Source organism: Intrasporangium sp. DVR (assembly GCF_040365325.1).
Classification (GTDB): Bacteria; Actinomycetota; Actinomycetes; order Actinomycetales; family Dermatophilaceae; genus Intrasporangium.
Window position 1 is genome coordinate 313,693 of record NZ_BAABZW010000019.1, and the last position, 21,223, is coordinate 334,915.

Annotated in this window: 18 protein-coding genes, 2 pseudogenes and 1 riboswitch; of the genes and pseudogenes, 13 read left to right on the forward strand and 7 right to left on the reverse strand. The window is 70.8% G+C overall.

Translation table 11 applies throughout. The annotated features are described in order from the left end of the window. The first annotated feature begins 18 nt into the window (after nucleotides 1–18). Entirely contained in the window at nucleotides 19–2,073 is a 2,055-nt protein-coding gene (locus ABWV20_RS15455; protein WP_353356598.1) for a PhoX family protein, read from the forward strand. Between the two features lie 139 nt (nucleotides 2,074–2,212). On the opposite strand, the gene ABWV20_RS15460 is transcribed toward ABWV20_RS15455, so the two are convergent. Further along, nucleotides 2,213–3,139 (reverse strand): DNA-3-methyladenine glycosylase family protein, encoded by a 927-nt coding sequence (locus ABWV20_RS15460; protein ID WP_353356600.1) that lies wholly within the window; start codon nucleotides 3,137–3,139, stop codon nucleotides 2,213–2,215. A gap of 114 nt (nucleotides 3,140–3,253) precedes the next feature. Between ABWV20_RS15460 and ABWV20_RS15465 the strand changes: the two genes are divergently transcribed. Both ABWV20_RS15465 and ABWV20_RS15470 read left to right on the forward strand, forming a co-directional pair. Then, nucleotides 3,254–3,997 carry a DUF3105 domain-containing protein gene (locus ABWV20_RS15465; protein ID WP_353356602.1) on the forward strand — a complete coding sequence of 248 codons (744 nt, stop codon included), beginning with the start codon at nucleotides 3,254–3,256 and terminating at the stop codon, nucleotides 3,995–3,997. After that, nucleotides 3,964–4,428 (forward strand): nitroreductase family deazaflavin-dependent oxidoreductase, encoded by a 465-nt coding sequence (locus ABWV20_RS15470; RefSeq protein ID WP_502901799.1) that lies wholly within the window; start codon nucleotides 3,964–3,966, stop codon nucleotides 4,426–4,428. Before ABWV20_RS15465 ends, ABWV20_RS15470 begins: the two co-directional genes overlap by 34 nt. Nucleotides 4,429–4,474: 46 nt before the next feature. Here the strand turns inward: ABWV20_RS15470 and ABWV20_RS15475 are convergent, their stop codons facing one another. Both ABWV20_RS15475 and ABWV20_RS15480 read right to left on the reverse strand, forming a co-directional pair. Next, the gene (locus ABWV20_RS15475) at nucleotides 4,475–5,440 is read right to left on the reverse strand and encodes a lysylphosphatidylglycerol synthase domain-containing protein (RefSeq protein ID WP_353356604.1); all 966 of its coding nucleotides are present in this window, start codon (nucleotides 5,438–5,440) and stop codon (nucleotides 4,475–4,477) included. Further along, nucleotides 5,441–7,465: a glycosyltransferase gene (locus ABWV20_RS15480; RefSeq protein WP_353356606.1), complete on the reverse strand. Its 2,025-nt coding sequence runs from the start codon at nucleotides 7,463–7,465 to the stop codon at nucleotides 5,441–5,443. It lies immediately after the preceding gene. 94 nt (nucleotides 7,466–7,559) lie between these two features. Between ABWV20_RS15480 and ABWV20_RS15485 the strand changes: the two genes are divergently transcribed. From ABWV20_RS15485 to ABWV20_RS15500, 4 genes are read left to right on the forward strand one after another with little or no spacing between them, the layout of a single operon-like run. Further along, nucleotides 7,560–8,246, forward strand: a complete 687-nt coding sequence (locus ABWV20_RS15485; RefSeq protein ID WP_353356608.1) for a glycosyltransferase family 2 protein — start codon at nucleotides 7,560–7,562, stop codon at nucleotides 8,244–8,246. Next, the gene (locus ABWV20_RS15490; protein ID WP_353356610.1) at nucleotides 8,243–8,662 is read left to right on the forward strand and encodes a DUF2304 domain-containing protein; all 420 of its coding nucleotides are present in this window, start codon (nucleotides 8,243–8,245) and stop codon (nucleotides 8,660–8,662) included. The genes ABWV20_RS15485 and ABWV20_RS15490 overlap by 4 nt, the downstream gene beginning before the upstream one ends. Next, nucleotides 8,652–9,785, forward strand: a complete 1,134-nt coding sequence (locus tag ABWV20_RS15495) for an LCP family protein (protein WP_353356612.1) — start codon at nucleotides 8,652–8,654, stop codon at nucleotides 9,783–9,785. Before ABWV20_RS15490 ends, ABWV20_RS15495 begins: the two co-directional genes overlap by 11 nt. Nucleotides 9,786–9,792: 7 nt before the next feature. Beyond that, the gene (locus tag ABWV20_RS15500) at nucleotides 9,793–10,563 is read left to right on the forward strand and encodes a TIGR03089 family protein (RefSeq protein WP_353356614.1); all 771 of its coding nucleotides are present in this window, start codon (nucleotides 9,793–9,795) and stop codon (nucleotides 10,561–10,563) included. Nucleotides 10,564–10,686: 123 nt separating this feature from the next. Here ABWV20_RS15500 and ABWV20_RS15505 read toward each other — a convergent pair whose 3' ends face one another. Together ABWV20_RS15505 and ABWV20_RS19370 are read right to left on the reverse strand one after the other, a co-directional pair. Further along, nucleotides 10,687–12,360, reverse strand: a complete 1,674-nt coding sequence (locus tag ABWV20_RS15505) for a peptidoglycan-binding domain-containing protein (RefSeq protein WP_353356616.1) — start codon at nucleotides 12,358–12,360, stop codon at nucleotides 10,687–10,689. Between the two features lie 47 nt (nucleotides 12,361–12,407). After that, nucleotides 12,408–12,716 (reverse strand): annotated as a pseudogene (locus ABWV20_RS19370) (peptidoglycan-binding domain-containing protein); the annotation flags it as partial. Between the two features lie 249 nt (nucleotides 12,717–12,965). Between ABWV20_RS19370 and ABWV20_RS15510 the strand changes: the two are divergent. Then, the gene (locus ABWV20_RS15510) at nucleotides 12,966–13,775 is read left to right on the forward strand and encodes a CoA transferase subunit A (protein WP_353356618.1); all 810 of its coding nucleotides are present in this window, start codon (nucleotides 12,966–12,968) and stop codon (nucleotides 13,773–13,775) included. A gap of 1 nt (nucleotide 13,776) precedes the next feature. Then, entirely contained in the window at nucleotides 13,777–14,415 is a 639-nt protein-coding gene (locus ABWV20_RS15515; RefSeq protein ID WP_353356620.1) for a CoA transferase subunit B, read from the forward strand. A 110-nt stretch (nucleotides 14,416–14,525) separates the two neighbouring features. On the opposite strand, the pseudogene ABWV20_RS15520 reads toward ABWV20_RS15515, so the two are convergent. Together ABWV20_RS15520 and ABWV20_RS15525 are read right to left on the reverse strand one after the other, a co-directional pair. Continuing rightward, nucleotides 14,526–15,515: pseudogene (locus ABWV20_RS15520) on the reverse strand (glycosyltransferase family 2 protein); the annotation flags it as partial. Nucleotides 15,516–15,564: 49 nt separating this feature from the next. After that, a complete protein-coding gene (locus ABWV20_RS15525; protein ID WP_353356624.1) occupies nucleotides 15,565–16,728 on the reverse strand; it encodes an acyl-CoA dehydrogenase family protein in 1,164 nt (387 codons plus the stop codon). A 161-nt stretch (nucleotides 16,729–16,889) separates the two neighbouring features. Then, nucleotides 16,890–17,005: riboswitch (SAM riboswitch) on the forward strand. Nucleotides 17,006–17,017: 12 nt separating this feature from the next. On the opposite strand from ABWV20_RS15525, the gene ABWV20_RS15530 reads away from it, so the two are divergent. The 4 genes from ABWV20_RS15530 to ABWV20_RS15545 all read left to right on the forward strand — a co-directional run bounded on the left by ABWV20_RS15530 (nucleotide 17,018) and on the right by ABWV20_RS15545 (nucleotide 21,157). Continuing rightward, the gene (locus tag ABWV20_RS15530; protein ID WP_353356626.1) at nucleotides 17,018–18,337 is read left to right on the forward strand and encodes a bifunctional o-acetylhomoserine/o-acetylserine sulfhydrylase; all 1,320 of its coding nucleotides are present in this window, start codon (nucleotides 17,018–17,020) and stop codon (nucleotides 18,335–18,337) included. A gap of 78 nt (nucleotides 18,338–18,415) precedes the next feature. Next, the gene (locus tag ABWV20_RS15535; RefSeq protein WP_353356628.1) at nucleotides 18,416–19,471 is read left to right on the forward strand and encodes a S66 family peptidase; all 1,056 of its coding nucleotides are present in this window, start codon (nucleotides 18,416–18,418) and stop codon (nucleotides 19,469–19,471) included. A gap of 265 nt (nucleotides 19,472–19,736) precedes the next feature. Then, nucleotides 19,737–20,219: a DUF6318 family protein gene (locus ABWV20_RS15540; protein WP_353356630.1), complete on the forward strand. Its 483-nt coding sequence runs from the start codon at nucleotides 19,737–19,739 to the stop codon at nucleotides 20,217–20,219. A gap of 116 nt (nucleotides 20,220–20,335) precedes the next feature. Continuing rightward, complete coding sequence (locus ABWV20_RS15545; protein ID WP_353356632.1) at nucleotides 20,336–21,157, forward strand: hypothetical protein; 822 nt, start codon at nucleotides 20,336–20,338, stop codon at nucleotides 21,155–21,157. Nucleotides 21,158–21,223: the final 66 nt, after the last annotated feature.

The window sequence follows — 21,223 nt, forward strand, 5'->3', positions numbered from 1 at the left end:
ACCAATGAGGAGCATGGCGTGTCCCCCAATCTTCTTCCGCTCATCACCGGCGTGCGGCACGGCTCGCGCAGCCACCTGACCTGCCAGCTCAAGTGCGGCAACGCCTGTGACCAACCAGTGCCGAACCAGAGCGGCAACGACGCGATGGCGGACGTCGTCTCGCGCGCGATCGCGCGTCGTTCGGTCCTCAAGGGCTCGGCCGTCGGCGCCGGGGCACTTGTCATCGGCGGGCTGGCCACATCGGCAGCAGCCGCGTCCGAGGGCACCGGCGCCGCCGCGGGCGGTCGCGGAGGGGCTGACGTCGGAACTGCGCCGTTCACCCCGGTGCCCCCCAACATCGAGGACGACGTCGTCACCGCGCCCGAGTTCCAGCACGCCGTCGTCATCCGTTGGGGTGATCCGGTCGAGGCCGACGCCCCCGCGTTCGACGTCACCCGGCAGACCCCCGAGGCACAGGCCACCCAGTTCGGCTACAACAACGACTACGTCGGGATCCTGCCCCTCGATGGCCGCCGCGCGCTGCTGGTCACCAACCACGAGTACACGGACGAGTACCTCATGTTCCCGACCGGCTCCTACGACGACGCGACGATCAAGCGGATCGCGCTCGCCGCCCACGGCATGTCCGTCGTCGCCATCGAGCGCGGCGCCAAGCCCGGGTCCTGGGTCCGCTCCGACCACCGCAAGAGCCGACACAACCGACGCATCACGGCCCACACCGAGTTCACTGTCAGCGGCCCGGCTGCCGGGCACGACCTGCTGAAGACCGACCTCGACCCGACCGGCACGGTGGTGCTCGGCACCCTCAACAACTGCGCTGGAGGGACGACCCCGTGGGGCACGGTGCTGTCCGGCGAGGAGAACTTCAACCAGTACTTCGACGCCTCCGGCCCGGTCGACCCCGCACTCGTCCCCGCCCTGGCCCGCTACGGCCTGCGGACCACCGAGGGCCTGAGCGACCGGGCCTGGTCGCAGGTGGACGAGCGTTTCGACCTCGCCAAGCACCCGCACGAGCCGCACCGCTTCGGCTGGGTCGTCGAGATCGACCCGATGGACCCGACGTCGACACCGGTCAAGCACACGATGCTCGGCCGCTTCAAGCACGAAGGCGCCAACGTCACCGTCGCCAAGAGTGGTCACGTCGTGGCCTACATGGGCGACGACGAGCGCGGCGACTACATCTACAAGTTCGTCTCCCGGGACACCTACCGCGCCGACAGCTCACCCGTCTCCCGCCGCCACAACATGGGGCTGCTCTCGGCGGGGACCCTCTACGTCGCCCGCTACGAGGGCGACGGCTCCGCCGACGGCGTCTACGACGGCACCGGCCAGTGGATCGCGCTCACGAGCGACACCGAGTCGTTCGTCCCGGGCATGTCGGTTGCGGAGGTCCTCGTCTTCACCCGGCTCGCCGCGGACAAGGTCGGGCCCACGAAGATGGACCGGCCGGAGGACGTCGAGCCGAACCCCGTCAACGGCCGCATCTACGCCGCCCTGACGAACAACAGCAACCGTGGCACGAGGTTCGCGGCGGACGAGGCCAACCCGGTGACCGAGAGCTACGTCCGGACCGAGCTCGGTGGCCCGCTCGTCAAGAAGGCGGGCAACCGCAACGGCTACGTCCTCGAGATGACCGAGGACGGCGGCGACCACACGGCAACCACTTTCACGTGGGACTTGTTCCTCGTCTGCGGTGACCCCGAGGCCCCCGAGACGTACTTCGGCGGCTACGACACGTCGAAGGTCAGCATGATCTCCTGCCCTGACAACGTCGCCTTCGACGGGGCGGGCAACCTGTGGATCGCCACCGACGGTGCCCAGCTCGGCTCGCACGACGGTCTGTTCCGCGTCCCCGTGGACGGACCGGAACGCGGCAACGTCCAGCAGCTCCTCACCGTGCCCGTGGGCGCGGAGACCTGTGGACCGCTCATCACGGAGGACCAGCGGTCCGTGTTCATCGCGGTCCAGCACCCCGGCGAGACGGACGGCGCCAGCTTCGAGAACCCGTCGAGCACGTGGCCGCACACCGACGGCTTCCCGCGGCCGAGCATCGCCGTGGCCTACCGGAAGTGAGGGCCGGACCGCTGCCCTGAAGCCGCGTGGGCCCGGTGCCGCAGGGGGCGCCGGGCCCACGCGTCAGTGACGCCGCGACCCCGCCGGGGCGCCGTCCCTCGCCACTCCGCCTCCGGCCGGGCGTCGTATGCCGCTGGGCTCAGCGGGTGCGGACGGGCAGATGGGTGCGTGGCGCCATTCGCGGCCCGCGGCGCGGCCTGCGGTGCCCGGCGAGGGCGAGCAGCTGCTGGACCCGGTAGCGGTGCCCGGAGTACGGCTCGAGCAGCTCGGCCAGGCCGCCATCATCGACCGGCCGGCCGAGGAGCGCCCAGCCGATGTCCTTGGCGACGTGGTAGTCGCCGAAGCTCACGGCATCGGGGTCCCCGAGGGCACGCTGGGCCACCTCGGCTGCAGTCCACACTCCGATGCCGGGCAGGGCGAGCAGACGCGAGCGCGCTTGGGCCACGGGGAGGTCGGCGCACTGCTCGACGCGCCCCGCCCGGGTGGCCGCAGTGACGAGGGCGCGTGACCGGGCGCCGTCCACGGAGGCCTGGAGCCAGGCCCACGACGGGATCATCGCCCAGACCTTGGCTGTCGGTGGCGCCCACAGCGTCCCGGAGAGTGGACCAGGCGCCGGCTCACCGAAGCGGCGCACGAGCCGCCGGTACCCCGAGAAGGCCTCCTGCCCGGTCACCTTCTGCTCGATGACGGCCGGAGCGAGGGCATCCAGGACGAGGCCGGAGCGGGGGACGCGCCAGTGCGCGAAGCGTCGCCACGCGGCGGCGACGGCGGGGTGGCGGGGCTGGAACCCGGACGGGTCGTCCCCGGCCCCGAGAAGGCCCGGGACCGACTCGAGAAGCCACTCGGCCCCGGGCCCCCACGCGGCGCACCTGATCGCGGACCGACCCGGGTCGCCCACGAGCCGGAGGGTTCCCGGGCCGTCCGGGGTCTGCGCGGCGCGAGTGAAGGACCCGTCGGCCCCCCAACGACTGGTCGGGTCCCCCGCGCCGCGCTGGAAGGCGGACAGCTGGGCAGCGAGGCTGACAGCCCGATCCACCTGCCACACCCGTACCTTCGCTTCGGCCACGAGGACAGTCTCGCCTACACTCGACCCCGTTCGTTGAATGCGACCCGACCCAGCAGCCGACCCAGCAGCCGACACCGCCGCCGACAGAGCACCCCACCAGTGGAACGAGGAACGATGGCCCGCGAGACGAGCCGAGACCGACGCGAGCGCGTCGCCGCCATGCAAGCCCAGGCGAAGAAGGCCGAGCGTCGTCGGTTCCTGCTCGTCATCGGTGCCGTGGTCCTGGTCATCGCCCTGGTCGGCGGGGCCGTGGCCTGGGCGATCATCGGCGAGCAGAACAAGAAGGACGCGGCGCTCGAGGGGATGACGGGGGACGTCGCTGCCGCAGCCTGCGACTCCATCATCGACGACCCGGCCACCGGCTCGGCCGACCACGTCGGCCCCGGCACGGCGGCCACCGACACGCAGCGGATCGAGTACAAGACCGCCCCGCCGTCGAGTGGACAGCACTTCGCGCAGCCCGCCCTGTCGGAGCGGCGCGTCTACACCGTCGCCGATGCCCCGCAGGTCGAGGCCCTCGTCCACAACCTGGAGCACGGCTACACGATCCTCTGGTACGACCCTTCCGTGGAGCAGACCCAGGCAGCTCAGTTCGCGGCGCTCGCCGAGCGGGTCAACGCGATGCCGGAGGCCCAGAACAAGTTCATCATCACCCCGTGGGACACCTCCCGCGGCGCGTTCCCGGAGGGAAAGAAGTACGCCCTGACCCACTGGGCCGCCGAGGTCAACCTCCAGACCGGCGAGGTCGGTGAGCAGAGCGGCAAGCGCCAGTACTGCGGCGGTCTCAACGTCAGCGTCGTCGAGGACTTCGTCAAGAAGTTCCCGTGGTCGTCGGCTCCCGAGCCCGGCGCGGCCTGACCGTGGCCGGCGAATACGTGCCGAGCCCCACCAGCTGGGTGCGGCGCCAGGTGGACCGGATCGAGGCGACCGGGACGACTGCCTCGGTGGACATCATGGGGCTGCCGGTCGTCCTGCTGACGATGCGAGGGGCGAGGAGCGGAGCGGTGCGCAAGGTCCCGCTGATGCGGGTCGAGCGGGACGGGGTCTACGCCGCGGTGGCGAGCAAGGGTGGGCAGCCGGACCACCCGCAGTGGTACCACAACCTGCGCGCCCACCCGGAGGTCAACCTCCAGGACGGCACCGAGACGTTCCGGGTCCGGGCTCGCGAGCTCGGCCCGGAGGAACGAGCCGAGTGGTGGCCGGTCTGCGTGGCCGCGTTCCCGCCCTATGCGGAGTACCAGGAGAAGACCGATCGGGTCATCCCGGTGTTCGTCCTCGAGCGGCTGTAGCCAGTCGGCCCCTGGTTCGCGGTGACCGACTGCCGGTGGTCGGAGATCACCTCGAACCGAGCTCCGAGCCGACGGCCCGTTCGCGTCGCTCGCTGACCAGGTCGTGCGACCGCGCGTACACCCACCCCACGAGTGCGGCGACGACGTCGAGCAGGGTGACGATGAAGCGGGACATGATCGCGACCGCCGCGGCTGCCGGGGTGGGGATGGCCGTGGACAGGATGAGCGTGAGCAGGCCCTCGCGGGCACCGAGTCCCGCCGGCAGGATGATGAGCAGCATGCCGAGCGAGACCGACAGGGCATAGCCGGTGAGTGCGGCCGTAGCCAGGTCGGGATGGGGGGCGTCGCCGGCGACCGCGGTCGCGAGCAGCCACGTGTGCACGCCGAAGCAGAGCCACACGAGCACGAACGTCGCCACGGCGGTGAGGACCGCCCGCGCGGAGAGCTCGTGCTCCAGAGGTGGGCGGCGGATGAGTCTGAGCAGCGTGGAGATGCACCAGTTCAACAGCCGGGGCACGAGCAGGACGACGCCGATCGGGACGGCGAGCAGGAGCCACCACGGAAAGCCCGCAGAGGACTGGCGGAGCAGGAACGCGACGGACGGCAGCCCGACGAGCAGCCCGGTGAGCAGGGCGAAGCCGAGCGCGAGCAGGCCGGTGACGGCGGTCCGCCGCCGCGGCACGCGCAGGTGTGCGGCGATGTCGGCCTGGACGATCACCGACCAGAGCGACCCGGGAAGGTACTTGCCCAGCTGTCCCACGAAGTAGACGCCCGTCGCGGGCGCGAGGTGCAGGTCGGAGCCCAGGTCACGCAGGATGGTGCGCCACCCGAGCATGGTCAGCCACGTCCCGACGGCGGCGGCAAGGGTCGACCACGCGAAGGTCCCGAAGGACACCTTGCCCAGATGCACGGACACGTCGGCCCAGTTCCGGGCCACCGCGTAGACCACGGCGGCCAGCGTCACGGCCGCCACGACGACGCGAACCACGGTGAGGACTCGGGCGCGGTCCACTCAACGCCTCCTCAGGGTCAGCCGGACGAGGCCGTATGCCGCTGAGTCCGCTCTCGCGCGCGCGCCGGCTTCGCGCATCCTGGCGTTCACGTCGCCGTCGAGGTCGCCGACGAGGACGAAGCCGAGATCGTGGGCGCGGGCCAGGATGCCACGCACGTCTGCCGGGCCGACCGCTCCCGGGGCGGAGGGTGGACCGATCGGGATGGTGACGATGAGCAGCCCGCCTGAGCGCAACGCCCATGAGGCCTGTTCGAGGACGTGGTCCACGTCTTCCGCGTCGCAGCCGCGCGGGTGGATCCGGACGATGACGTCCAGGGACCCGGTGTCGACGTCGAGTGCGGCCACGCTCGGCTGCGCGCCGGTGAAGTCGATCTCGACGGGGGCGAAGCCGACGGCCCTGGCCAAGCGGGACAGCACGGACCCCGTGCCGGTCTCGTCGACGATGATGGCGCTGCGCCGTCCGTCGTCCCGCACCCGCAGGATGGCGGCCAGCGCGCCGAGGGCGGCCCAGGTGGAGACCTTGTCGAGCGAGAGGGGCAGTCCGAGCCGGCGAGCCAGGCGGCGTGCCTCCTCTGCCTCCCCCGGGTCGCTGAGGACGTCGGTCGGCAGGACCCACTCCGGCAGGTCGGACAGGTGCAGCTCGACCAGCGGTCGGCGCGAGCGGGTGCGGCGCCTCACCTCGGAGGCGAGCCGGGCGCCGGCCGCCGTGATGGCGTCCACCACGGCGTGGGCGGTGGTGCCGGCCGCGGATGGGTCGCTCGGAGACGCGTCCCCGTCGGGAAGGTCGACGGGGTCGACGGGGTCCACGGAGTCGACGGTGTCGACCCGGTCCACGGGCTCCACGGGGTCCACGGGGTCGTCGTCCGCGGCCAGCGCCTCGATCGTGCCGAGGTAGTGCGCCCACGGCCCGGAGAGGTCAGGGGTCTGCACTCCCTCGGCCAGGCGCGCTCGCAGCTGCGGGTCGCCGAGCCGGCGCAGCGCCCCGGCGAGCGCCCGGTCGTCCTCCGGTGGCACGAGCAGGCCGTTGACGCCGTCCTCGATCTGGGCGGAGAAGGGTGCGATGTCGGAGGCCAGCACGGGCAGGCCGTGGGCGTGCCCGAGGATGACGTTCTGCGAGGCGGTGGCCGACCGGTACGGCAGGGCGAGGACGTCGTGGTCGGCCAGGAGCGCAGCGAGCTCATCGGCCGGCACGTAGCCGTCTCGGATCTCGACGCGTCCGGCCAGTCGCGGGTCGGTGACGAGCCGGTTGATCACCTCTCGCTGCGACGGCCAGACCTCGCCGGCGATCGTCAGGCTCACGTCGGGGACGTCGCGCATGGCCCGCAGGAGGACGTCGATGCCCTTGTACTCGCGGATCAGCCCCAGGGCGAGCAGGCGAGTCGATCCGGTCCGTGGTCCCCGTGAGACCGGGTCGCCGCCGGGGAGGTGGGGGGGCAGGTCGGCGACCGACACCCGTCTGGCCCCCAGCTCGTGGGCGAGAGTGGCCTGCTCGGCGCTGTGGACAAGGGTGGCGTCGACCTTGGCGAAGAGCATTCGCATGAGCGCGGTGTCGCCGGCACGCGACTCGTGCGGCAGGACGTTGTGGCACACGACGATGGACCGGGGCCGGGGCCGCGGCAGGCCGGGGAGCGCTCCGGCGGCACGGAGCAGGGCCAGGTGGGCCGGCACCACGGGAGGCATGACGTGGACGACGATCACCGCGTCGACGTCGCGGAGGCGTCGCCCGGCGCGCACCCACGTGTCCGGCCGGGCCCAGCTCAGGGCCCGGACGGTGCGCGGGTAGGGCGGCACCTCCGGCGCTCCCTGCGGCACGGTGGCGTCGGCGTGGTGGAGCCTGGACGGGTAGAGGTGGGCCCAGGACACCAGGGTCACGTCGTGACCCGCCTCGGTCAGGTGGTGGGCCAGCATCGTCGTGTGAGCGGCGACGCCGCCCTTGTGCGGGTGGGTCGGGCCCACCACGGCGATCCGCAGGGCCGCGGAGCCGGCGGCGGCGGGCGCCACGTCATCGAGCCTCAGGTCCGTCATCGGGACCGACTCTAGCCCCGAGGAGGCGGCCCAGCCGATGCGCCTGCGTGGCGCCGGGACAGGGCACAGGCGGCTCCGCTTTACTCTGGTGGTGATGCAAGCGAACGACGTGTGGCTCGTGGTGCCGCTCTACAACGAGGCGCGGGTCATCGGCGACGTCGTCCGCGCGGCGCGCAGCCACTTCCCCAAGGTGGTCTGTGTGGACGACGGTTCCACCGACGACTCGGCGGCCCGCGCGGAGGAGGCCGGGGCCATTGTCGTGCGGCACCCCGTCAACCTCGGCCAGGGGGCGGCCCTGCAGACTGGTTTCGACTATGCCCTGACCGATCCGGCGATGCAGTTCTGCGTCACCTTCGACGCGGACGGACAACATCAGATCTCCGACGTGCAGGCCATGCTCGACCTCATTCGGGCAGGCGACGTGCGCGTCGTCTTCGGGTCCCGCTTCCTCGACGACCGGACCGAGGCCTCGGGGCTCAAGAAGCTCGTGCTGCGGATGGCGGTCGCCTACACGAACCTGACGACGGGCACCCGGCTCACCGACGCCCACAACGGCCTGCGCGTCCTGCACCGCGACGTCGTCGAGCGCCTGGACATCACGCAGAACCGGATGGCGCACGCGTCCGAGATCGTCGCCCAGATCGGGGCCATGCGCTTCGACGGCCGGCAGGTCACCTATGCCGAGGCGCCCGTCCACATCCTCTACACGGACTACAGCAAGGCCAAGGGCCAGTCGCTGTGGAATGCCGTCAACATCCTCGCGGAGCTGATCTGGCGATGAGCCGACAGAGTGTCATCCAGATCCTGCTCATCGCGGCGACCCTGGCCCTGGCCTGGCGGCTGCTCGCCGGGACGGGTCAGCGCACGCAGGCGGTGCGGCGGCTCGGTCTCCTGGTGCTCGCCGGCCTGGCCATCTACTCGATCATCGACCCGAGCAAGACGTGGACGGGTCTGGCGAAGTTCCTGGGCGTCGGCCGAGGCGCCGACCTCATCCTCTACGGCCTCGTCGTCGCCTTCCTCGGCTTTGTCGTGACGACGTTCAAGCGGTTCCGCGACATGGAGATCCGGTACACCAGGCTTGCCCGGCGCATCGCCCTCGACGAGGCGGTCGCAGTGCATGAGGCGTTCCCATCCGACCCGCTCGGCACGTCCGGGCCGTCGTCCGCTCCGACCCCGAAGGGCACCGATGCCGACTGACTCTCGCCGCCCACCCCGAGGAAGCACTCCCGACGACGACGTCTACGTCGTCGACACCCGCAAGCGGCCCCAGTCCCCCGGCGCTGCCCGGCCGGCCGGCCGCCCCGCTGCGCCCGTGGCCGCGCCGCCGCGGACCCGGCTGCGCAAGGGTCGGGTGGCCCTGCTGCTCGTCGGCCTGCTCGTCGTGAGCTGGCTGGCCTTCATGGTGTGGGTGCCGGTCGCGGCGTGGAACGGCATCGACCGGGTCGACAACGTCCCGTCCGGCGACCGCCCCGCGGACACTGCGGGGCACACCTACCTGCTGGTCGGGTCGGACAGTCGGGAGGGCCTCACGGCCAAGCAGCGGCGGCAGCTCAAGACCGGCTCGGCCGAGGGCAACCGGACGGACACGATCATGCTCGTCCACGTGTCGGAGAGCGGCGGCAAGCCCGTCCTCATCTCGATCCCGCGCGACTCCTACGTCCCCATACCGGACCACGGCAGCAACAAGATCAACGCGGCCTTCACCTTCGGCGGCCCGAAGCTGCTCACCCAGACCGTCGAGCAGGTGACCGGGCTGCACATCAACGGCTACCTCGAGATCGGCCTCGGCGGCTTCGCCGGGATGGTCGACGCGCTCGGGGGCGTCGAGATCTGCGTGCCGCGCGACATGAAGGACGACAAGGCCGGCATCGACCTCGCGAAGGGGTGCCAGGTGCTCGACGGCCGGAATGCGCTCGGTTACGTCCGGTCCCGTTACGAGGACCCGCTCGGCGACATCGGACGTGCGGCGCGGCAACGCCAGTTCCTCGGCGCCCTGATGAAGCAGTCAGCCACCCCGTCCACGGTGCTCATCCCGTGGCGCTACAAGACCTTCGTCGACGCGGCTGCCGGCGGGGTCTCCGTCGGGGAGGAGACCTCGCTGCTCGACGCCTACCGGGTCCTCCAGGCGATGCGTGCGGTGAGCGGCGACGAGGGGCTCTCCCTGACGGTTCCCGTCGCTGACCTGGCCTATCCGACGGACAACGCCGGTGTGGCCGTCAAGTGGGACACCGAGCGGGCCCTCGACCTGTTCCACGCCCTCAGGGACGACGAGCCGCTGACCGAGCCTCCGCCCGGCACGACCCCGGGGGACGAGAGATGAGGCACCCGTGACCAGCCCCGTGTTTCCCGCCGATGTGCTCGCTCGCCTCCTGTCGAGCGACTCCGGCCGGCCCCGGCTGACGTGGTACGACGACGAGCCCGGGCCGACGGCCGGCGAGCGCATCGAGCTGAGCGCCAAGGTGCTCGTCAACTGGGTGTCGAAGGCCGCGAACCTGCTGCAGGACGACTGCGCCGCCGGGCCGGGCACGACGGTCGGCCTCGACCTGCCGCCGCACTGGCGCGGGGTGTACTGGGCCTTCGCGACCTGGTCGGTGGGCGCCACCGTCGTGCTCGGGGAGGCGGTGGCCGACGCCGACGTCCTCGTGACGACGGACCCTGCTGCTGCAGCAGCCCACGGGGGTGACTCCGTGCTCGTCTCGCTGCCTGCCCTGGCGCGCTCGCACCCGGCGGCGGCTGATGCCGGTGGCGCCGTCGACGAGGCGAAGGAGCTGTCGACGCACGGGGACCAGTTCTCGCCGATGTCCGACCCTGAGGCAGGTGACCTCGCGCTCAGCGTCGACGGGGTCGACACACGCTACGCCGAGCTCATCGGGACCCGTCCCGGCTCGGCACCAGCGCCGCGCGTGGCCGTCGACGCCGGTCTCGCTGGGCTGCTCGAGGTTGCGCTCAGCGCGTGGTCGGCGGACGGCTCGGTCGTCGCGATGCGTGGCTCTGCCGACCTGGCCCCCTCCACGCTGGCTCGGCGGCTGGCGACGGAGGGGGTCACCGTCTCCCTCCTGCCAGCACCGCGGGGAGAGGGGGGCCCGCCTTCGCCCTGATCCCCCGTATGCCGCTGGGCTCGCTCTGTGGGGAAACTCTCCACGCGCTCACGTCGGTCGAGAGCGGAAGCGAGCTGAGCGGCATACGGCCGGCGCGACGCCCTGCCGACGCGTCCGGTGAGGCTAGGCCGACAACCGGTCGAAGAGCGACCAGGTGCGCGAGGCCACCACGCCCGTGCTCGCCAGCCCCGCACGGGACTGGGCGTCCTTGACCGCGACGCGGGTCGGCTCGTCGAAGACACCGGTGACCCGCACGCCGAGCACGCGCTGCACGGCCGACACCTGCGGCCCGGCATCCCCGAGGCGCAGGACGGTCGTGCGATGCGCGGCGAAGGGGAACTCCTTGGCCTCGAGCACCTCCCAGAGGTCCGGCGTGACGACGCCGGTCTGCGGCAGGGCGAACGAACGCTGGAGCGCGGCGACCCTGTCCCGGGTGGCCGAGCCGAAGACTCCGTCGACGACGAGTCCCCCGAGGGCGCGTTGCAGGGTCCGCACCGCGGGGCCGCGCGCGCCCATCGCCAGGACGAGGTCCTTGTACGGCGTCAGGCTCGTCGCCGTCGAGACCGTCGAGACAGCCGGGCTGGTGGTCGGGCTCTGCTGCGGCGCTGTGGCGAAGGTGGTCATGGCCTCTCCTTCCTGGTGGTCCGTGGTGCTGACGGGGACAGCGGTCGCCCAGCCGCGCGTGTAGAGCAGCTGCTGGGTGCGGTTGTCCGCGACGCCCGTCGCCGAGAGGCCGACGAAGCGCTGGTACTCGATGACGCGCGCCTTGGTCATCGGCCCGAAGTACCCCGTCGTCGGGAGGGACCCGAGCCTGGCCTGGAGGTTCTTCACCGCGGTCGAGGTCATCCCGATGGACAGGGTGGGGTAGGTCTGCGGCCAGCCCTTGGTGTAGAGCAGCGCCTGGGTCTGGTGGTCCGCGATTCCTGTCGCCGGTAGGCCCACGGCCCGCTGGTACTCGATGACGCGCGCCTTCGTCATCGGGCCGAAGTACCCGGTGGTGGGGAGGGAGCCGAGCTCGGCCTGGAGGTTCGTCACCGCGGTCGAGGTCATGCCGTAGGAGAGCGTGGGGTACGTCGTCGTTGCCGAGCCCGTGGACGTGCTGGGCGCGGTCCAGCCGCGCACCCAGAGCCGGTACTGGGTGACCGGGTCGGCGGTCCCCGTCTGGGGCAGCCCCGCGAACGTCTGGTAGGCGAGCACGCGCGCCTTGGTCATGGAGCCGTAGTAGCCGGTGGTCGGCAGCGACCCGAGCTTGGTCTGGAGGGTGCGCACGGCGCTCGACGTCATGCCGTAGGACAGGGTCGGGAAGGCCGCCGTGATGGTGCGCCAGCCACGTCTGGCGAGGATCTCCTGGGTCCTGAGGTCCGCGACGCCGGTCTGCGGAAGTGCGGCGAAGCGCTGGTACTCGGTGACGCGGTCGCGGGTCAGGGCGCCGTAGTACCCCGTCGTCGGGAGGTTGCCGAGACGCACCTGGAGCTGGCGCACCGCCTCCGACTGCATGCCGAAGGAGAGCACCGTCGGGGTCGCGGGGATCGTCACCGTCGTCGTGTCCGAGGTCGTCAGCGAGGTGAGGACGGTCGTCGCGGCGACACCGGTCCACCAGGACGTCCGCGCCGCGGCGCCGTTGAAGTTGAAGCTGAAGTGGATGTGGTCCGTGTGCGGGTTGCTGCCGTAGTAGGGCGCCCACCCGCGCTCGGGGGCATACGACCTCCACATCGTTCGGTCGTAGATGATGTACATGATCCCGAAGCGGCGGGCCATCGCTCCGGGGACGCCGTTGGCATCGGCTTGGTCAGCCACGCGAGGACGCTCCGGGCGACCGCCGACTCCTCGGGGTCGTCGACGTCGAGCATCCAGTCCCAGGCGCGACCGTCGTAGTGCTCAGACGTGTCGCTCGAGCAGCTGCGTCCGATGAGGCTCGTGGACCCCATCTGGTAGTGGCTCGTCATGAGCTTGGCGAAGGCGAGAACCCCCGGACGCGCCACCGGGTCACACACCGTCTGCCCCTGGTAGGGCACGTACACGTCGAGAGCCTTGGGCAGGGTCTTCGTCGGAGGCGCGGGCGGCGTGTAGGCGTGGGCCGCGGTGGCCAGGCTGGGCACGATGAGCACGGGCCCGGCAAGGACGAGCGCGAGAGGACGACGGCGTGAAGCCATGGCGGACTCGATTCATGAGCGCTGGAACACAGGTCTCCCACTTCCCCCAAGTGTTCAACTGCACCATTTATGCACTCCAGTCACACCGTTAACAAGTTCGTCGGACGAACTACAAACCTGTAATTCGGTTCGCGGGAAGTCGGCCGCTCCGGTGTCGGGTGCGTCACGTGCTGCGCCACCACGTGGCCTGCGCCGAAGTGGTGGCACCCCACGCCCGGCGCGTTCCGGGCGGCCTATAGAGTCCGCAGCATGGACAAAGTCGTCTCCACTCCCCAGGAGGCCATCGCCGGGATCAGTGACGGGATGTCGCTGGCGGTCGGCGGTTTCGGTCTCTGTGGCATCCCCAGCGTGCTCATCGCGGCCATCCACGATGCCGGCATCACCGACCTCGAGGCCGTCTCCAACAACTGCGGCGTCGACGACTGGGGCCTCGGAATCCTTCTGAAGGACAAGCGGATCCGCCGGATGGTCGCCTCGTACGTCGGGGAGAACAAGGAGTTCGAGCGGCAGTACCTGCACGGCGAGCTCGAGGTCGAGCTGACGCCGCAGGGCACCCTCGCCGAGCGGCTGCGCGCCGGCGGCGTCGGGATCCCGGCGTTCTTCACGATCACCGGCGCCGGCACCCAGGTCGCCGAGGGTGGCCTGCCGTGGCGTTACGACAGCGACGGCAACGTCGCGCTCGCCTCCCCGCCCAAGCAGACGCAGGACTTCGACGTCGACGGTGAGAGCCGGACCTTCGTCCTCGAGCAGGCGATCCGGGCCGACTTCGGCCTGGTCCGCGCGGCCAAGGGCGACCGGCACGGCAACCTCGTGTTCAACCAGTCGGCGCGCAACTTCAACCCGCTGTGCGCGATGGCCGGCCGGGTCACGATCGCCGAGGTCGAGCAGCTCGTCGAGCCGGGCGAGCTCGACCCGGACCAGGTCCACCTGCCCGGCATCTTCGTGCACCGCGTGCTGCCGCTGAGCGCGGAGCAGGCCGCCGAGAAGCGGATCGAGCGACGCACCGTCCGCCCCCGTCCGGGCGCGGCCACCGAGACCTCGACCGAGCAGGAGGCCTGAGATGGCGCTGACCCGTGAGGAGATGGCCGCCCGCGCGGCCGCCGAGCTGTCCGACGGTGCCTACGTCAACCTCGGCATCGGCCTGCCGACGCTGGTGCCCAACTACGTGCCCGACGACGTGGAGATCGTGCTGCAGTCCGAGAACGGCATCCTCGGCGTCGGCGCCTACCCCTACGAGGGCGAGGAGGACCCCGACCTGATCAACGCCGGCAAGGAGACCGTGACGCTGCGCAAGGGCGCGTCGTTCTTCGACTCGGCCACGAGCTTCGGGATGATCCGCGGCGGCAAGGTCGACGCCGCCATCCTCGGGGCGATGCAGGTCTCCGAGAAGGGTGACATCGCCAACTGGATGATCCCCGGCAAGATGGTCAAGGGCATGGGCGGGGCGATGGACCTGGTCCACGGCGCGAAGAAGGTCATCGTGCTGATGGAGCACAACGCCCGCGACGGCTCCTACAAGATCGTCAAGGACTGCTCCCTGCCCTACACCGGCAAGGGCGTCGTCCAGCGGATCATCACCGACCTGGCCGTCTTCGACGTCACCGACGACGGGCTCGTGCTGCGCGAGCTCGCCCCCGGTGTCACCGAGGACGAGGTCCGCGACAAGACCGAGCCCGACTTCACCGTCGACCTCGGCTGAGCCGCAGCCGAGCAGTCGCGACATTGCCCCGGACGCACCGCGTCCGGGGCCTTCGCGTTTCGGGGTCGCTGGGCGCGCTCGGGGTCAGCGCCTCGGGCGGAGGCGCGAGCTCACGGCTCGTCGGTGTCGGGCAGCAGCTGGCCCGGGCGACTGGTCAGGAACCCCCAGCCCCAGCTGCCGTGCATGGTCGCGAGGACAGCAGGCAGGCGCACCGCGACGGGGAGACCGTCCCGCCACCCGATGGCCAGCCCTCCGACCGTGATCGCCGTCGCATAGGTGCCAGGAACGATCCACAGCGGCGCCCAGACGAAGCCTCCGACCAGACCGACGACGTTGGCCACCAGTGCGGTGGGCGCCGCGAGGTAGCGGGCGTTGATCGAGCCCTTGTGCTCCCGAGCCACGACCCGGCGCCACCGGCCGTAGTCACGGTACTGCCGGGCGAGGCGGCGAAACGTGGGCCGGGGACGGTAGCGGACCCGCAGCTCGGGGTCGAACCAGACCGTGCCGCCCGCCTGACGGATCCGGTAGTTGAGCTCCCAGTCCTGCGCCCTCGAGAACCGCGCGTCGTAGCCACCGACGGAGGTGAGCCACCTGCGCCGGAAGACGCCGAGGTAGACGGTGTCCGCCGGCCCGGCCTCCCCACCGGTGTGGAACCGGGCGCCGCCGACGCCCAGCGGCGACCGCATCGCGATGGCGACCGCCTTCTCGAAGTTCGTCACGCCCTCGGCGTACATGACGCCGCCCACGTTGGCGGCGCCGGTCTCCTCGAGCACCGTCACGGCGCGCTCGACGTAGCCGGGGCTGAGGAAGCCGTGCCCGTCGACCCGGACGATGATGTCGTGCGCGGCCGCCTCGACGGCGAGGTTCAACGCGTCGGGCGTGCGTCCTGAGGGGTTCTCGACGACCGTGATCCGGGGATCCCGCTGCGCCAGCTCACGCGCGACCCCGAGGGTGTCGTCGTGTCCCGGACCGATCGCCAGCACGAGCTCCAGCTCACCCGGGTAGCCCTGCTCGAGGATCGCCTGGACGGCCTCACCCAGATGCTTCTCCTCGTTGAGCAGGGGCATGATGACGCTGATGGGAGGTGGGTGATGCACGGGGTGCGTCCGCTCCGGGGCTCGGGAACTGAGGTCGGGAGGAGACTACCTCTCAACCCTTGAGGAGCTGGCGCGCCATGACGATGCGCTGGATCTGGTTGGTCCCTTCGTAGATCTGGGTGATCTTCGCGTCGCGCATCATCCTCTCGAGCGGGAAGTCCTTCGTGTAGCCGGCTCCGCCCAGCAGCTGCACCGCGTCCGTCGTTACCTTCATCGCAACGTCGGACGCGTAGCACTTGGCCGCCGCGCCGAAGAAGGAGAGGTCCTTGTCGCCCCGCTCGGACTTCGCTGCGGCCACGTAGACCATCTGCCGGGCCGCCTCGACCTCCATCGCCATGTCGGCGAGCATGAACTGGATGCCCTGGAAGTCGGCGATCCGCTTGCCGAACTGCTTGCGCTCCTTGACGTAGGCGACCGCGTGGTCGAGCGCCCCCTGGGCGATGCCGATGGCCTGGGCCCCGATGGTCACCCGGGTGTGGTCGAGGGTGCGCAGTGCGATCTTCAGGCCGTCACCGACCTCGCCGACCAGGCGGTCGCCCGGGATGCGGACGTTGTCGAAGTGCAGCTCGCGAGTCGGGCTGCCCTTGATGCCGAGCTTGCGCTCCTTCTCACCGAAGGTGAAGCCCGCATCCGACTTCTCGACGACGAAGGCGGACACGTTGTTGCCTCGCGGCCCGTCGGGGTCGGTCACAGCGAGGACGGTGTAGTACTCGGACACGCCGGCGTTGGTGATCCACGACTTCTGTCCGTTGAGGACCCAGTCGTCCCCGTCCCGCCGGGCCCGGCACTTCATCGACGCGGTGTCGGAGCCGGCCTCGCGCTCGGACAGGCCGTAGGAGAAGGTCGTCTCGCCGTGCGCCAGCGGCGGCAGGTACTTGCGCTTGACGTCGTCGTTCGCGGCGAGGATCAGCGGCAGCGAGCCGAGCTTGTTGACCGCCGGGATGAGCGCCGACGAGGCGCAGACGCGCGAGACCTCCTCGATCACGATGCAGGTCGCCAGCGCGTCGGCTCCGACGCCGTCGTACTCCTCGGGGACGTGGGGGGCGAAGAAGTCGGACGCCACCAGCGCGTCATGCGCCTCCTGGGGGTAGCGGGCCTCCTCGTCGACCGCCGCGGCGAAGGGAGCGATCTTGTCCTCGGCCACTGCGCGCACCGCCTCACGGAGCGCCTCGTGGTCCTCGCTGGTCCGGAACAGGTCGAAATCAGTGCTCGTCACGAGGAGCAATGCTACTCGCGAGACACAATTAGTAGGACGTCCAAGTGATCCAGGCCACCGCAGCCCGGGCGGCATCGGCCCCGGTGTCCAGCATGCGAACTCAGCGTCCACGATGAGGACGCCTGGGCGCGGACGAGCCCAGCGGCATACCATCCACGGAAGGTCATGAGTGTCAGCGTCACGGCCCCGGCTCGCTGACCGGCAACCCTCGCTACGCGGCGGGGTGCCCCGGGTGAAGACCTGGCCACCGGCGACCGCCGGTGCGCAAGCGCGAGTGTGAGGAACACCGATGAGCGACACCCCCGACTGGTCCTTCGAGACGAAGCAGATCCACGCCGGCCAGAGCGCCGACAGCGCCACCGGCGCGCGGGCCCTGCCGATCTACCAGACGACCAGCTACGTCTTCAACGACACCGACCATGCAGCGAACCTGTTCGGGCTCAAAGAGTTCGGCAACATCTACACCCGGATCATGAACCCGACCACCGACGTCGTCGAGCAGCGCATCGCCGCCCTCGAGGGCGGGGTCGGGGCGCTGCTCGTCGCGTCCGGCCAGTCGGCGACGACGCTCGCCATTCTCAACATCGCCGAGGCGGGCGACCACATCGTCGCCTCGCCGAGCCTCTACGGCGGCACAGTGAATCTGCTCAAGTTCACCCTGCCCAAGCTGGGCCTCGAGGTGACCTTCGTCGACGACCCGGCGTCGATCGACTCCTGGCGCGCTGCGATCCGGCCCAACACCAAGCTGCTCTTCGGGGAGACGATCGCCAACCCCAAGGCCGAGGTGCTCGACATCGAGGCCGTCGCGGCGCTGGCCCACGAGCACGGGGTCCCCCTCGTGGTGGACAACACCATCGCGACGCCCTACGTGATCCGCCCGATCGAGTGGGGCGCGGACGTCGTGGTCCACTCGGCGACGAAGTACCTCGGCGGCCACGGCACGTCCATCGCCGGGGTCATCGTCGACGCGGGCCGCTTCGACTACGGCCAGGACCCGGAGAAGTTCCCCAACTACAACACGCCCGAGGAGAGCTACCACGGGCTCGTGTTCGCCCGGGACCTCGGTGTCGGCAGCCCGCTCGGCGCCAACCTGGCCTACATCCTCAAGGCTCGCGTCCAGCTGCTCCGCGACCTCGGCCCCGCCGCCGCCCCGTTCAACGCGTTCCTCATCGCGCAGGGCCTCGAGACCCTGTCACTGCGGATCGAGCGCCACCTCGACAACGCGGCCAAGGTCGCGGCGTTCCTCCAGTCGCACGACCAGGTCGAGAGCGTCGTCTGGGCCTCGCTGCCGGACAGCCCGTCCTACGAGACCGCCCGGAAGTACGCGCCGCGCGGCGCTGGGGCCGTCCTGTCCTTCGAGATCCGTGGGGGCCTTGAGGCCGGGAAGAAGTTCGTCGAGGGCCTGACGCTGCACAGCCACGTGGCCAACATCGGCGACGTCCGCTCCCTCGTCATCCACCCCGCCTCGACGACGCACTCGCAGGGCCCTGAGGAGGACCGTCTCGCTGCCGGGGTGACCCCCGGGCTGGTCCGTCTCGCCGTGGGCATCGAGCACATCGACGACATCGTCGCCGACCTCGAGCAGGGTTTCGCCGCGGCCAAGGGCTGACCGGCCGGACGAGGTGGGCGGCGCGGCCAAGACCATGCCGTATGCCGCTCACCTCCGCCTGCTCGTACGCTGGCTCGCATGTCCGCCGAGCCTGCGACCGCCGTCCGCTATCCCGCTCCCCTGCGCCCGGGTGACCGGATCGGCGTCACCGCACCGAGCGCCGGTGTCCCCGACCGGCTGTGGGCACGGGTCGAGCTGACTCGAGAGTTCCTGGAGGCCAAGGGCTTCCGAGTCGAGATCGGTGAGTGCATGCACACGCCGTCGCACGTCAGCGCGCCGCGCGAGAAGCGTGCAGCCGAGCTGATGCGGATGCTCACGGACCCTGCGATCCGAGCCGTCGTCCCGCCGTGGGGTGGGGAGACCGGCATCGACCTGCTGGACCTGCTCGACTTCGCCGCGATCGCCGCCGCCGACCCGACCTGGTGCGTGGGCTACTCCGACACCACGACGTGGCTCACCCCCCTCACGCTCCGGACGGGGATCGCGACCATCCACGGCCAGAACTTCATGGACACCCTCTACCGGACACCGGACGGTGTCGCCCACTGGACCGACGTGGCTGCGTCCTCGCCGGGTTCGGAGATCACGCAGCGCTCACCGGGGAGCTGGCGCGGCGCCGGGTTCGACGACTGGGTCGCCGATCCCGGTGCGTCCGAGTACGACCTCGACCAGCCGGGGACCTGGCGGCGGATCGACTCCGAGGACGCCGACGAGCCGGTGACCCTGCACGGGCGCCTCGTTGCGGGCTGCGTCGAGACCGTCGGCTTCCTCGCCGGCGGCGAGTACGGGAACGTCACCGGCTTCGCCGAGGACTTCGCTCCAGAGGGCGTCATCCACGTGCTCGACGTGGCGGAGTGGCCGGCCTACGACATCTGCCGGGCGCTGCACGCCATGCGTCTGCACGGTTGGTTCGACCGCAGCACCGGGATCCTCGTCTCCCGGACGAAGGCTCTGTCGTCCCCTGACCTTTCCCAGGACGAGGCCGTCCTCGACGCCCTCGCCATGCTGGGCGTGCCCATCATCTCCGACGTCGAGTGCGGCCACGTTCCCCCGTACCTCGCCCTCGTCAACGGCGCCACCACGACCGTGCGGTTCGGAGCCGGCGAGAACTCCATCACCCAGACGCTCACCTGAGGCGTGACTCGGCGCCCTCCTGTGGATGGGCGCTGCGGTTCAGGGTGCGGTTCGGGCAGGATCATGGGAGCGTTCTGTGGCGTTTCCACCCGTTTGGTGGTGGTTGTCGGTCCGTTCGAGGGTCAGGGGAACCGTGTCGAGACGAAACTTCATGCCGTATGCCGCTGGGCTCGCCCTCGCGGTCACGCTCACCGGGTGCGCGGAGGGATCCGCGGCCCCGCAGGGCAGCACAGCGCCCACCACCGGGGGTTCACCGGGAGCGCCGGTGACCTCGTCGGTCGCGCCTTCCTCTGCGGCTGCCACGAAGCGGACGGCCGCGGCTCCGGACTTCCCGGCGGGGTTGCCGGCCGCGGCCAAGAAGCGCACCAAGGACGGCGCCAAGGCCTTCGTCGAGCACTTCATCGACCAGTTGAACCGGGCGTGGCGCTCCCCAGATCCCCGACGGATCAAACAACTCTGCGCCGAGGCGTCGGAGTCTTGTCAGTCCTTCATTCAGACTGCGCAGGATTTGGAACGCCACGGCCACCACTACGACTCCGACCCAGTCCGCGTCGATAAGGCCACCGCGTTCGGGGAAGCAGGCGGACTCATGCGGGTTGAGTTCCTCGGCGGACAGACTGGCGCGCGTGTCGTCGACGTGGCCGGCCGCACCGTGGAAGATGAGGCAACCTCCACCACGCACAACATGTTCTACCTCGACTGGAACTTGTCTGGGTGGAGGGTCACTGCGATCAAGGACGTGAAGTGAGGGCGCTCAGATGTGCGGTCGCGGCCCTAGGGATCCTTCTAGCCACCACGTCCACCACCTTCACTGCGCGGGCCTCAGAGCATGGATCGTGGAACAGCGGCGCGGGTTCAGACGGTGTGACGATCGACCTGTACTCAAGTGATCTGAGGCGTCTCAACTCCGAGTATGTGCGGTTGTTGGCCGAGCCGCAGGCGCACTGGAAGTACCGGCTCTCGATCTCCGGGTGCGACATCGATGGCGGTCCGGCCTTGAGCGGGCACTGCCTGGCCGCGGCGACGGCGGCGTGCGCGGACAACAGCCCGGAGCAGGGCCGGGGCCCACTCTCGGATGTGTACCGGTGGTGGGTCGATGAGGACGGCGACCCGCTGCCCGCCGTCGACTGGCCGGCCGGCAGCGCGCCGTCCGGCGCGGCGGGCCAACAGCTCGTCGGCACGACCTGTCTGCCCAACCAGGTGCCGGGGGTCAGCCCGGTGCCGACGATCGAGATGATCGTGCAGGCGTTCCACGAGACGCGGTGGGCCACCGCCCGGGTGGCCACCCAGCCGGAAGGGGACACCACGCTCGTGAACCTGGCGACCTACTTCCGGGTCGAGTGGGTGGAGGCCGGGTTCGAGCCGGGAGAGATCGACTCGGTGGACCCGGCCAGGATGTACGGCTACCGGGTGCAGATCCGCCCGCGACTGCTCGGCTACCGGTACGCGTTCGGCGACGGGGACACGTTCGGGCCGACCGACTCGCCCGGTGGCGTCTACCCACACGGGGACGTCCGGCACACCTACACCCGTCCCGGCCGGTACACCGCGTCGGTGGCGGTGACCCTCGGTGCGCAGTTCCGGATCAACGGCGGCCCGTGGATCGAGATCCCCGACCGGGTCACCATCCGCCAGCCCGGCACCACCATCATCGTCAAGGAAGCCAAAGCCGTCCTCGTCCGCTGACGCGCGCAGGAAGGTTGCCGCTGGGGCCTGCCGCACTGATTCGTCTGACGGGTCAGTGCGTCAGGG

Excerpts from the sequence above, each read along its gene's own strand:
- ABWV20_RS15465 (WP_353356602.1), top strand. The coding sequence starts at position 3,254 with ATGGCCCGCGAGACGAGCCGAGACCGACGCGAGCGCGTCGCCGCCATG.
- ABWV20_RS15480 (WP_353356606.1), bottom strand. The coding sequence starts at position 7,465 with ATGACGGACCTGAGGCTCGATGACGTGGCGCCCGCCGCCGCCGGCTCC.
- ABWV20_RS15485 (WP_353356608.1), top strand. The coding sequence starts at position 7,560 with ATGCAAGCGAACGACGTGTGGCTCGTGGTGCCGCTCTACAACGAGGCG.
- ABWV20_RS15490 (WP_353356610.1), top strand. The coding sequence starts at position 8,243 with ATGAGCCGACAGAGTGTCATCCAGATCCTGCTCATCGCGGCGACCCTG.
- ABWV20_RS15495 (WP_353356612.1), top strand. The coding sequence starts at position 8,652 with ATGCCGACTGACTCTCGCCGCCCACCCCGAGGAAGCACTCCCGACGAC.
- ABWV20_RS15510 (WP_353356618.1), top strand. The coding sequence starts at position 12,966 with ATGGACAAAGTCGTCTCCACTCCCCAGGAGGCCATCGCCGGGATCAGT.
- ABWV20_RS15515 (WP_353356620.1), top strand. The coding sequence starts at position 13,777 with ATGGCGCTGACCCGTGAGGAGATGGCCGCCCGCGCGGCCGCCGAGCTG.
- ABWV20_RS15530 (WP_353356626.1), top strand. The coding sequence starts at position 17,018 with ATGAGCGACACCCCCGACTGGTCCTTCGAGACGAAGCAGATCCACGCC.
- ABWV20_RS15535 (WP_353356628.1), top strand. The coding sequence starts at position 18,416 with ATGTCCGCCGAGCCTGCGACCGCCGTCCGCTATCCCGCTCCCCTGCGC.